The 10,101-nt window shown below is 64.7% G+C and carries 12 protein-coding genes; 5 read left to right on the top strand and 7 right to left on the bottom strand.

The window, feature by feature from the left end; genetic code table 11:
- Window positions 1-136 precede the first annotated feature (136 nt).
- Both QGG75_18660 and QGG75_18655 read right to left on the bottom strand, forming a co-directional pair.
- Window positions 137-1,366, bottom strand: coding sequence for an amidohydrolase family protein (locus tag QGG75_18660; protein ID MDP6069250.1), 1,230 nt, complete (start codon window positions 1,364-1,366; stop codon window positions 137-139).
- A gap of 115 nt (window positions 1,367-1,481) precedes the next feature.
- Window positions 1,482-2,483 (bottom strand): membrane dipeptidase, encoded by a 1,002-nt coding sequence (locus QGG75_18655; GenBank protein MDP6069249.1) that lies wholly within the window; start codon window positions 2,481-2,483, stop codon window positions 1,482-1,484.
- A gap of 143 nt (window positions 2,484-2,626) precedes the next feature.
- Between QGG75_18655 and QGG75_18650 the strand changes: the two genes are divergently transcribed.
- From QGG75_18650 to sixA, 5 genes are read left to right on the top strand one after another with little or no spacing between them, the layout of a single operon-like run.
- Window positions 2,627-2,788, top strand: coding sequence for a membrane dipeptidase (locus QGG75_18650; GenBank protein ID MDP6069248.1), 162 nt, complete (start codon window positions 2,627-2,629; stop codon window positions 2,786-2,788).
- Between the two features lie 41 nt (window positions 2,789-2,829).
- Entirely contained in the window at window positions 2,830-3,234 is a 405-nt protein-coding gene (gene mce, locus QGG75_18645) for a methylmalonyl-CoA epimerase (GenBank protein ID MDP6069247.1), read from the top strand.
- A gap of 2 nt (window positions 3,235-3,236) precedes the next feature.
- Complete coding sequence (locus QGG75_18640; GenBank protein ID MDP6069246.1) at window positions 3,237-3,482, top strand: DUF1467 family protein; 246 nt, start codon at window positions 3,237-3,239, stop codon at window positions 3,480-3,482.
- 4 nt (window positions 3,483-3,486) lie between these two features.
- On the top strand, window positions 3,487-4,731 hold the full coding sequence (locus QGG75_18635; GenBank protein ID MDP6069245.1) for an MFS transporter: 1,245 nt from the start codon (window positions 3,487-3,489) through the stop codon (window positions 4,729-4,731).
- Window positions 4,728-5,177 carry a phosphohistidine phosphatase SixA gene (sixA, locus tag QGG75_18630; GenBank protein MDP6069244.1) on the top strand — a complete coding sequence of 150 codons (450 nt, stop codon included), beginning with the start codon at window positions 4,728-4,730 and terminating at the stop codon, window positions 5,175-5,177. The genes QGG75_18635 and sixA overlap by 4 nt, the downstream gene beginning before the upstream one ends.
- Here the strand turns inward: sixA and QGG75_18625 are convergent.
- From QGG75_18625 to QGG75_18605, 5 genes are all read right to left on the bottom strand, one after another.
- Window positions 5,174-6,313 carry an epoxide hydrolase gene (locus QGG75_18625; GenBank protein MDP6069243.1) on the bottom strand — a complete coding sequence of 380 codons (1,140 nt, stop codon included), beginning with the start codon at window positions 6,311-6,313 and terminating at the stop codon, window positions 5,174-5,176. The two genes, sixA and QGG75_18625, sit on opposite strands and share 4 nt — an antisense overlap.
- 15 nt (window positions 6,314-6,328) lie before the next feature.
- Complete coding sequence (locus QGG75_18620; protein MDP6069242.1) at window positions 6,329-6,727, bottom strand: helix-turn-helix domain-containing protein; 399 nt, start codon at window positions 6,725-6,727, stop codon at window positions 6,329-6,331.
- On the bottom strand, window positions 6,724-7,098 hold the full coding sequence (locus QGG75_18615) for a DUF6516 family protein (GenBank protein MDP6069241.1): 375 nt from the start codon (window positions 7,096-7,098) through the stop codon (window positions 6,724-6,726). Before QGG75_18615 ends, QGG75_18620 begins: the two co-directional genes overlap by 4 nt.
- Window positions 7,099-7,159: 61 nt before the next feature.
- Complete coding sequence (locus tag QGG75_18610; protein MDP6069240.1) at window positions 7,160-8,734, bottom strand: AMP-binding protein; 1,575 nt, start codon at window positions 8,732-8,734, stop codon at window positions 7,160-7,162.
- A gap of 8 nt (window positions 8,735-8,742) precedes the next feature.
- Window positions 8,743-9,660, bottom strand: a complete 918-nt coding sequence (locus QGG75_18605; GenBank protein ID MDP6069239.1) for an SDR family oxidoreductase — start codon at window positions 9,658-9,660, stop codon at window positions 8,743-8,745.
- Between the last annotated feature and the right edge of the window lie 441 nt (window positions 9,661-10,101).

Raw genomic sequence — 10,101 nt, 5'->3', positions numbered from 1 at the left:
CGGAAGATGGGGGGAAACCTTTTCCCAGACCTCATCCCTGATGACGAAACGTCCCGTGTTCATCAAAACCTCCTTGCAAAAGGAAGTTTGAATCACTTTTTGACGCTCTTGGGAATCCCTTAAATGTCAACAGGCCCTAGTTCAGTTCGTTCTTGTAGGCCTTGCCGTCCTTCATGATCAGCATCATGTGCTGTCCCTGGCCCTCCATCAGCGAAAGATCCTCCAGCGGATTACCGTCGACGATCAGCAGATCGGCCCGGGCACCGGGTTCGACGGTGCCGACTTCGCCCTCCATGCGAAAGAGCTCGGCGGCCAGCGAGGTGGCCTGGCGGAAGATGTCCTCGGGCTTCATGATTTCGGCCCGGATGCGGAACTCAGACGATTGATCCTCGTGCAGGATGCCCAAGAGATCGGTGCCGTAGGCCAGGTTGACCCCGGCCTTGTAGGCCATCTCCAGGGACTTCATTGCCGTCGGCCTGATCTCCGCCAGCTTGGCCTGGGAAGCCGGTGGCAACCCGGCCTCGGGGCCACGCTCGTGCAGACTCTCGAAGATGGCCATGGTCGGTACCATCCAGGCGTCGTTGGCGAGAAAGAGATCGACGCATTCCTGGTCCATGACGGTGCAGTGTTCGATGGAGCGCAGGCCGAGCTTGAGGGCACGCTTGATGGAGCGTGCCGGGTGGCCGTGCCCGGCGACGTAGAGATTGGCGTTCTCGGCTTCCTCGACCGCCGCCTCGACCTCGTCGGCGCCGAACTGGATGGCATCGATGGGATCCATGGGTGAGGCCACGCCACCCGAGATCATCAGCTTGATGTGTTTGGCACCGCGACGGATTTCGTCACGGCAGGCGCGCTTGATCTCGGGCACGCCATCGACCAGGCGGCCGATGCCGCCGGCCGTTCTGTAAGGATCGGTAATGGTGTCGCTCATGGCGCGGAAATCGGCGTGGCCGCCGGAAGGCGTCAGCGCGGGACCGCAATAGAGCAGGCGCGGGCCAGCGATCAAGTCCTCGTCGACGGCCGTGGCCAGGTCCCAATCGGCCCCGCCGGCGTCGCGCACTGTTGTGAAGCCACGCATCAGCATGCCGTTGAGGATCTCGGCGGCCTTGGCAGCGCGATAGTAGGGCGACCAGCTTTCGACCAGAGCGACGTTGGCCGAGCCGGCAACGACGTGCACATGGGCATCGCAAAGGCCTGGCATCAGGGTGCGCCCTCGGGCGTCGATGACCCGCGCTTCGCTGGCCGCAATGGGTTTGTCGGAAACCTCCTTGATGCGGCCCTCTTCGACCAGCACGTGGCGCTCGCCGACCAGTTCGCCGGCTTTGGTGTCGAACAGTTGGGCGTTGGTGATGATGGTATGGGTCATGGTTGATTTCCTTCAGGTCTCGAAACCGTAGGGTTGCGGGTCGTCGAGGAAGGGGTCGGGTGCCATTGGCACGGCCCCGGGCTCGTTCCTTCCTGGAGTTGGCCTCGACGGCGCTTCATTTCCAAACCTGGCCCATCACCCGGATCCAGTTGCCGCCGACGATCTTACGGATATCCTCCTCGCCCCAACCCAGCCGGGCCAGTTCGGCGACGATATCGACGACTTGCTCGGGCTCCAGTTGCGCTATGTCGGGCCGGTGGTAACCGCAATCCTTGGGCCAGCGGTCGGCCATGGTCCGGCAAAGTGCGATCAAGGCCGGCATGTCGTATATGTAATCGAAGCCGAAGCCCACGTGATCGGGCCCGACCAATTGCGCTACGTGATCGAGCGAGCGGGCGTAGGTGCCGACCGAGGCGTCGTTGTCGCCGAGAAAGACGCCGAAACCGGTAAGACCGATGACGCCGCCCGACTGGGCGATGGCCTTGATCTGTTCGTCGCTGTAGCAACGGGGATGCTGGTGGATGGCAGCGACGTTGCCGTGGCTGACGACAACCGGAGCCGTTGAAGCTTCGATGGCTTGCATTGAGGTGTTTATGCCGCAATGCGCCACGTCGACCAGCATGCCGACCCGGTTCATCTCGGCGATCAGTTCGAAACCGAAGCGGCTGAGGCCGTCGTCCGCGAGCTCGTGGCAGCCGTTGCCGACCAGATTCTTCTGGTTGTAGGCCAGCAGCATGTGGCGGATACCGAGCTTGTAATAAAGCGCTACCAGGTCGAGGTTGCGCCCGACCGGACCGGTGCCCTGGAAATGGAGCCCGATGCCCAGCTTGCCTTCTTGGCGCGCGCGCTCGATGTCGGCCGTGCTCTCGACCAGCACGAAGGCCTCGGGACGGGCCTCGATGGCGCGGCGTTCACGGGCCAAAAGGCGCATGGCATCGGGCATCTCTGCCTCGTCGACAGCCACCGTGAGGCTGACGAAGTCGAAGCCCTGGGCGGCAAAACGGCGCGGCGCCTGGGCCCTCTTCTCCTCATCGGCCGCCGGCATATCGACCGTCGGCAAGGTCATGTCGCAGACCATGGCATCCTTGAGCAGCTGCCGTGCCGTATTCTCTTCCATCTAACCGGCCTCCCGTCGTCGTTTCATGTCTTGCTTGAGGATTAGGTAGAAACTGTCCTTGGTCAACTCCAGTTGTCGGGTGCGCCGGGTGACGTCCTCTCCGAACACCACCAGCAGGGCGCCGGTCGTCACGCCGGCCCGACATGTACCCGGCAGGCTGCCCCACGCCGCCCTGGCATTTCTTTCAGCCCGAGCAGTTGGAGGATTTGGTGGCGGTTTTGCAAGCGCGGGGCTACAGCGATGCCGATCTCTGCGCTATCCTGGGCGACAACTGGCTACGCCTGGCGACCGAGGTCTGGAAGTAGTGCCAGGATAATTCGAGCTTGCAGCAGAGAAAGTGAAAAACATGATCGGACGTCTCAATCACCTGGCCATCGCGGTCCCCGATCTGGCCGCGGCGGCGGCCCAGTACCGAGATGCGTTGGGAGCCCAGGTGTCGGAGCCCAGGGATATCCCCGAACACGGCGTCAGCATCGTCTTCGTCAAGTTGCCCAACACCGAGATCGAGCTTTTGCATCCCTTGGGCGAGAATTCCCCCATCGCCGGCTTTCTGGAGAAGAACCCCGGCGGCGGCATGCATCATGTGTGTTACGAGGTCGACGACATCATCGCCGCCCGTGATCGTCTTAAAGAAAGCGGCGCCCGGGTGCTGGGCGACGACGAGCCGCGCATCGGTGCGCACGGCAAGCCGGTATTGTTTCTCCATCCCAAGGATTTCTGCGGCACCCTGGTCGAAATCGAAGCCGCCTGAAGATGAGCTGGACCACGCTCTTGGCGGTCTACGCCGTGGTCTGGTGGCTTTGCCTATTCGTCCTGCTGCCCATCGGCGTGCACCAGCCGGAAGAGCCCGAGACGGGCCATGAGCCCGGGGCGCCGGTGCGGCCGCACATGTGGAAGAAGGTGGCGGCGACCAGTTTGCTGGCGGCCCTGGTCACCGCCCTGGTGATGGGCCTGATCGAGGCCGGGGTTCTGGATTTCCGGCCCCAGCGGGTAAAGTAACAGCATGTTCTATGGTTGGTTCGTGGTTGGTGGCTCGTTCACCACCCTCTTCATTGCCTTCGGCGCGGCCTATTCCTTCACGGCTTTTTTCGACCAATTGCAGGGCGAGTTTTCGGCCAGCCGGGCTTCGGTATCGCTGATCTTCTCGATCGGCGCCTCCCTCTACTTCGGCCTGGGTGCCGTCAGCGGAGCCATCGCCGACCGCATCAACGCGCGCTGGGTGATCGCCGCCGGCATGTTCCTGCTCGGCGTGGGGCTCTTTTGGGTGAGCCGTGCCGAAAGCCTGACCGAGATCTACCTGGGCTATGGCTTGGGTATCGGCGTTGGTATCGGCTTTGCCTACGCCCCGGCCATGGGGGCGGTGCAGCGCTGGTTCGTCAAGCGCCGCGGCTTGGCCTCGGGCCTGGCGGTTTCGGGCATCGGCTTGGGCACGGCGGTGGTGCCGCCGCTGGTGACGGCGCTGATTCATTGGTCGGATTGGCGCAGCGCCTATCTGGTGCTGGCGGCGGTGGCAATGATCGGCGGCGTCGCGGCCGCCTTGCTGATCGAATCTTCGCCGGCCCGGCGGGGCCAGTTTCCCGATGGCGCCAAGGCGAGGGGGCCGGCCGGCCCCTCCGGACCCCCCGGTGATGATGGGCTGACGCTGGCGCAGGCTTTACGCTCGAAGCCCTTTTGGGTGCTTTATGTGGCCGGCCTGTTGGCCTCGATCGGCATCTCCATGCCGTTTGTCCACATGATGCCCTTCGTGCAGGACCTGGGGTTGGGCAAGGCTACGGGCGCCGCCATGCTGGGCCTGATCGGCCTGGCCAGCACCATCGGCCGTTTCCTGGTGGGCGCCGTGGCCGATCGCATCGGCCGCCGCCGGGCGCTGATCGGCATCAACCTGGGCCTTGCCTTGGCCGCCGCCTGGTGGGCCTTTTCCACCACCACCTGGCAGCTATCGCTCTTCGCCGTTGTCTTCGGCATCTGCTACGGTGGCTTCGTGGCGCTGAGCCCGGCCGTGACGGCGGATTACTTCAGCGTGCGCAGCATCAGCGCCGTGATCGGCGCCGGCTTCACCGCCGCCTCGATCGCCATGTTCGCCGGGCCCATCCTGGCTGGCTACGCCTTCGACGTCATGCAAAGCTATTGGCTGCCGCTGAGTCTCAGTGCCGGTCTGGCTTTGGTCGCCGCGCTGGCGATTCTCTTGATCGAGGAACCCGAGGCCTGGCGCCGCATGAGGGCGGCCCAAGAGGAAGCGAAGCCATGAAACTCTATCTCGTGCAACACGGCGAGGCGCTGGCCAAGGAGGCCGATGCCGAACGGCCCCTGAGCGCGCGGGGCGCAGCCGACGTCGGACGCCCGGCGGAATTTCTTCGCGGCCGGGCGGCGCCGGTTGGCATCCTGCACAGCGGCAAGACCCGGGCCCGCCAGACGGCCGAGATCCTGGCCGCGGCGCTGGGCGGCGAGGTGACCACCACCGGCGGCATTGCGCCCAACGACCAGGTCGAGGTTTGGGCCGCCGGCCTCGACGACCTGGCCGGCGATACCATGGTGGTCGGACATCTGCCCTTCATGGCCCGGGCGGTATCCTGGTTGTTGACGGGCCGGGACGAGCCCTTGGTCGCCTACCAGCCCGGCAGCGTCGCCTGCCTGGAGCAGGGCGAGGAAGGCTGGATCTTGGCTTGGATGCTGCGCCCCGAGCTTTTTGCCTAGCGCACCTTGCGGAAACAAGTCCGCAGCTCAGCCACGAAAATCTCCGGCTGCTCGAAGGCGGCGAAGTGGCCGCCCCGGTCGAGATCGTTCCAGTGGATGATGTTCTTGAAACGCTCGGCCGCCCAGTGCCGCGGCGGGCGGAAGATCTCGCGCGGGAAGGAGCTGCAGCCGACTGGAATGTCGATGTCAAAAAGCGGGATCTTGCCGAAGCTTTCCCAGTAGATGCGGGCCGAGGAAGCGCCGGCGCCAGTCAGCCAGTAGAGCATGACGTTATCCAGCATCTCGTCGCGGCTGAGCGCGTTCTCGGGGTGGCCATCACAATCGGTCCAGGCCCAGAACTTCTCGATGATCCAGGCGGCCTGGCCGCTGGGCGAATCGGCGAGGCCGTAGCCCAGGGTCTGGGGCCGTGTGCTCTGCTGCTTGGAATAGCCCGAATCCCAGTCGCGGTAGTGCTTGAGCGCCGCCAGCGAGTCCTGTTCGGCCGGGCTGGGGTTGTCGTGGCTTTCCTTGCTCGGCTTGGCTCGCACCATGTTGAGGTGGATGGCGGCGCAGTGCTCCGGGTCCTGGTCGGCGATGGCCTCGCTGACCATGGCGCCCCAGTCGCCGCCCTGGGCGACGTAACGGCCGTAGCCGAGCCGCGCCATCAATTGGGCCCAGGCGGCGCCGGTGCGTTCGGTGCTCCAGCCCGGCGCCTGGGGCTTGCCCGAGAACCCGAAGCCCGGCAGCGAGGGCGCCACCACATGGAAGGCGTCTGCCGCCTGGCCGCCGTGGGCGGTGGGGTCGGCCAGCGGCCCCAGCACCTTGTGAAATTCGATCACCGAGCCCGGCCAGCCGTGGCTGATGACCAGCGGCAGGGCGTCGGCGTGCGGCGAGCGCAGGTGCAGGAAGTGGATGTCTAGGCCGTCGATTTCCGTCGTCCCTTGCGGCCAGCCGTTGAGCATGGTCTCGCAGCGCCGCCAGTTGTAATCCTCGGCCCAATAACGGCAGATCTCCTGCATGTAGGCCAGCGGCACGCCTTGCGACCAGTCGTCCGGCGTTTCCGCGTCGGGCCAGCGCGTAGCCCGCAGGCGGCGGAGGAGGTCCTCGAGGTCGCTTTCGGGAATATCGACCTCGAACGGCTTGACGGTGTCGGTCATGGCTGGCCTCGGGGATCAGGCGGAAACACTAGAGGTATTGCCCCTTTTGGCGGAGGTGCCGATGGGGACATCCAGAACAATATCCGAATAGGGAACACGCGGTGCGACCCTTCCTTTGTATCCTTTTTCCAGATGCACAAGACCGTAGCGCTCCAAAGTGCGCAGCGTTCGCGAAAGATTGGATTTGGCCCGTCCCGAGGACTTGGCCAATTCAGTAAGCGATTCCGGCTCTTGCTCGGCAATCAATTTCAAAAGGGCACGGTTGCGATCCGAGAGCACTTTGGCGAAGCTTTCGAGCGAGGTGAACCAAACCTTGGGCTCGCCCCGCCGGGCTTTGCCCTCGCCGCGAGCGATGGCCATGCTGCGGGCCTTCATATCCTGATAGCTGGCGATGCCTACCTTCAGGGTTGTCATAGCTTCACTCCTCTTTCCTTGAGTACCGCCTCGACTTCGGCCCAGAAATCCGCAAGCAAGGTGGCTGCATCTTGGTAGTCATAGGGCCGGACGGTGCGATGACGGTGTCTGTGATCGCGTTGCGCCCGCCGTCGGCCGCCCGGTCCGGCGGTTGGCCGGACAGGATGGGCGTTGTCGAAGCCGACGAGCCGCGTGCCATTCGGTCCATGCAACGTCAACGCGTAATCCAGTCCGTGGGGTCTCTCATCGCCCGGCGACACACGCGTCACGCGGAAGCGCACCCAATGCTCCCCAGCCGGATCGATCACCAGAACCTGGCCGTCTAGGTCCAGAAGCGTATCCAAGCTGGGGTCGCGCCGCGGTTGGTTCATTTGTTTAAGGTTATCATTTACTGATAACCTTAGTCAATTCTGGCGTCGTTCCTGCTTTGCCTCAGACGATCCGCGTATCGTGCTGGCCCCAGTAGCGGTCCTTGATCAGGCGCTTGTAGAGCTTGCCGTTGGCGTGGCGCGGCAGCTCGGGGTCGAAGTCGATGGATCGGGGGCACTTGACGGGTGAGAGGTGCTGGCGGCAGAACTCGATCAGTTCGGCCTCCAGCTCGCTGCCGCCGCTGCCCGGCTCAAAAGGCTGCACCACGGCTTTGACCTCCTCGCCGAATTCCTCGTTGGGCACGCCGATGACGGCGGCGTCCATCACACGGGGATGGGTGACCAGCAGGTTCTCGGTCTCCTGGGGGTAGATGTTGACGCCACCCGAGATGATCATGAAGGCGCGGCGGTCGGTGAGATAGAGGTAACCTTCCTGGTCGAGGTGGCCAACGTCGCCCAGCGTCGTCCAGCCCCGGGCGTTCGTCGCGGCGGCGGTCTTTTCCGGGTCGTTGTGGTATTCGAACTCGGGGCCGTCGGCGAAATAGATGGTGCCGTCCCGGCCCACCGGCAGCTCGTTGGTGTCGTCCTCTTCGTCCATGATATGGAGCTCACCGACCAGGGCTCGGCCCACCGTGCCCGGGCGGGCCAGCCATTCGGCGGATTCGACGGAGCAGAAGCCGTTGGCCTCGGTGCCGGCGTAGTACTCGTAGATCACCGGCCCCCACCAGTCGATCATCTGCTGCTTGATCTGCACCGGGCAGGGGGCCGCGGCATGGATGGCGAACTTCATGCTGGAGGTGTCGTAGCGCCGGCGCACCTCCTCGGGCAGCTTGAGCATGCGCACGAACATGGTGGGCACCCACTGGCTGTGACTGGCGCCGAACTTCTGCAGGTAGCCCAGCGCCGCTTCGGGATCGAAGCGCTCCATGACGATGGCGGTGCCGCCAAGGCGCAGCACCCCCATGTTGTAGCGCAAGGGCGCGGCGTGGTAGAGCGGCGCCGGCGAGAGGTAGATGCTCTGGTTGTCGAACTGGTAGAGCTTGCCCAGGAGCTCGGAGATCCGTGTCGGTGTGCCCAGGGCCTCGCCCGAGAGCGGGATCTTGATGCCCTTGGGCCGGCCCGTGGTGCCCGAGGAATACAAAAGATCCGAACCCTCGGTCTCGTCGGCCAGCGGCTTGGCCGCTTTTTCGGCAGTGGCGTCCTCCCAGGAACGGTAGCCGTCGATCTCGCCGCCCACCATGAAACGCTCCCGCACCCCCGGCATCAGTCCGGCGAGTTCGGCCGCCACCTCCGCCTTGGCCAGCGAAGTGATCAGCACCTGGGCCGCCGCGTCGGCGACGATGTAGTCGACCTCCTCGGCCGTCAAATAGGACGAGATGCAGACGTAATAGAGCCCGGCCCGGTGCGCCGCCCAGCAGAGCTGCAGATAGGCGGCGTTGTTCTCCATGAAGATGGCGATGCAGTCGCCGTGGCCCAACCCCAGCGAACGAAAGAGCTGGGCGCCCCGGTTGGAAGCCTCGTTGAGCTCACGATACGTAATCACCTGGCCCGTGTCGGCCATGATGTACGCCGCCTTCTCGGGCGTGGCTTTGGCGTGAACGCCGGGGTTGCGCAGCGGCGCGGCAGCCTCGTCGCTCATGCCAGCGTCTACTCGGGGTCCCAGTCGAAGACGTCGGCGGTACGGTCGAGGCCGAAGAAATTGGGCCGAAACGCCGGCAGCATGTGGTCGGCCATGGCCTCGGGCGTCCAGCCGCCGTCGCGGTGCAGGCTGCGGATGGGCCGGGGCTGGCTGAACAGGAAAATCTCGTTCTTGCGCACGGCGAAGATCTGGCCGCTTACCTCCTGGGCCCGGTCGCTGACCAGAAAGACGGCCAAGGGCGCGATCTTTTCCGGCGTCATCTCCTTGATGCGGGCCAGGCGTTCTTCTTGATCTGGGGCGTTGGGGATGGTGCCGATCATGCGCGACCAGGCAAACGGGCTGATGCAGTTGGAGCGCACGCCGAAGCGCGAGAGATCGAGCGCCAGCGACTTCGAGAGCCCGACGATGCCCAGCTTGGCGGCGGCGTAGTTGGCCTGGCCGAAATTGCCGATCAGCCCCGAGGTGGAAGTAAAGTGAACGAAGGCGCCGCTCTCCTGTTCGCGGAAGTGGGGCGCGGCGGCGCGGCTCACGTTGAAGCAGCCGTTGAGGTGGACGTTGATCACGGCGTGCCATTCCTCGGGCGACATCTTGTGGAAGATGCGGTCGCGCAGAATGCCGGCGTTGTTGACCACGCCGTCGATGCGGCCGAAGGCATCGACTGCCGCCTGCACCATGGCCTCGGCGCCTGCAGTTTCGGCGACGCTGTCGAAGTTGGCCACGGCCTGGCCGCCGGCCTTTTCGATTTCGGCCACCACCTCGGCGGCCGGGCCCTGGTCGGCCCCGCCGCCGTCGACGCCGCCGCCAAGATCGTTGACCACCACACGGGCGCCATTTTCCGCCAGCATCAGTGCGATGCCCCGGCCGATGCCGCGGCCCGCCCCGGTCACCAGCACGACTTTGTCTTGGACTATTCCTGCATCGTTCACGGTGTCCTCGCTCGGTTGTTGTGGTTTCCCGAACGATAGCCCGTCAGCGCCCAGAGTGCACTATCCGGTGCACCACCCGGGAATAAGCATGAACTTGACTACGAAGGCGGCGGCGATCATATGCCGGATCAGGTCTTGGGCATCAAGGACTGGTGATTTCGCCCCTTGTTTCCGGGTTAACCCGCATTTCTCACCGGGTCACGGGCAGCAAAGCCCCCAGGTGATGCGATCCGGAAGGAAAAGGTCGATGAGCGTAGTGGGACTACGCTCTTCGATCTTTTGCCAAAGCGGGCGCGCGGCTGTCATGCGCCAACAACTCGGATTGGCAAAGGCCCTGGAGATCGGCCATGAGGCCACGCGCCGCCTGGGTGGCGATATGGGCAAGAGCTACAGCGACTTCGGCCCCGACACGACCTGGCGGGATTGCGCGACGCCTTCCTG

The sequence above is a fragment of the Alphaproteobacteria bacterium genome, assembly GCA_030740435.1.
Taxonomy (GTDB): Bacteria; Pseudomonadota; Alphaproteobacteria; order UBA2966; family UBA2966.
Note: the sequence above shows the minus strand (reverse complement) of the source record. Positions and strands in the feature narration are given on the sequence as shown.

Coding starts and splice junctions, on each gene's coding strand:
- QGG75_18635 (MDP6069245.1), top strand. CDS start 3,487: ATGTTCTATGGTTGGTTCGTGGTTGGTGGCTCGTTCACCACCCTCTTC.
- QGG75_18610 (MDP6069240.1), bottom strand. CDS start 8,734: ATGAGCGACGAGGCTGCCGCGCCGCTGCGCAACCCCGGCGTTCACGCC.
- mce (MDP6069247.1), top strand. CDS start 2,830: ATGATCGGACGTCTCAATCACCTGGCCATCGCGGTCCCCGATCTGGCC.
- QGG75_18625 (MDP6069243.1), bottom strand. CDS start 6,313: ATGACCGACACCGTCAAGCCGTTCGAGGTCGATATTCCCGAAAGCGAC.
- QGG75_18655 (MDP6069249.1), bottom strand. CDS start 2,483: ATGGAAGAGAATACGGCACGGCAGCTGCTCAAGGATGCCATGGTCTGC.
- QGG75_18660 (MDP6069250.1), bottom strand. CDS start 1,366: ATGACCCATACCATCATCACCAACGCCCAACTGTTCGACACCAAAGCC.
- QGG75_18615 (MDP6069241.1), bottom strand. CDS start 7,098: ATGAACCAACCGCGGCGCGACCCCAGCTTGGATACGCTTCTGGACCTA.
- QGG75_18620 (MDP6069242.1), bottom strand. CDS start 6,727: ATGACAACCCTGAAGGTAGGCATCGCCAGCTATCAGGATATGAAGGCC.
- QGG75_18640 (MDP6069246.1), top strand. CDS start 3,237: ATGAGCTGGACCACGCTCTTGGCGGTCTACGCCGTGGTCTGGTGGCTT.
- QGG75_18650 (MDP6069248.1), top strand. CDS start 2,627: ATGTACCCGGCAGGCTGCCCCACGCCGCCCTGGCATTTCTTTCAGCCC.
- sixA (MDP6069244.1), top strand. CDS start 4,728: ATGAAACTCTATCTCGTGCAACACGGCGAGGCGCTGGCCAAGGAGGCC.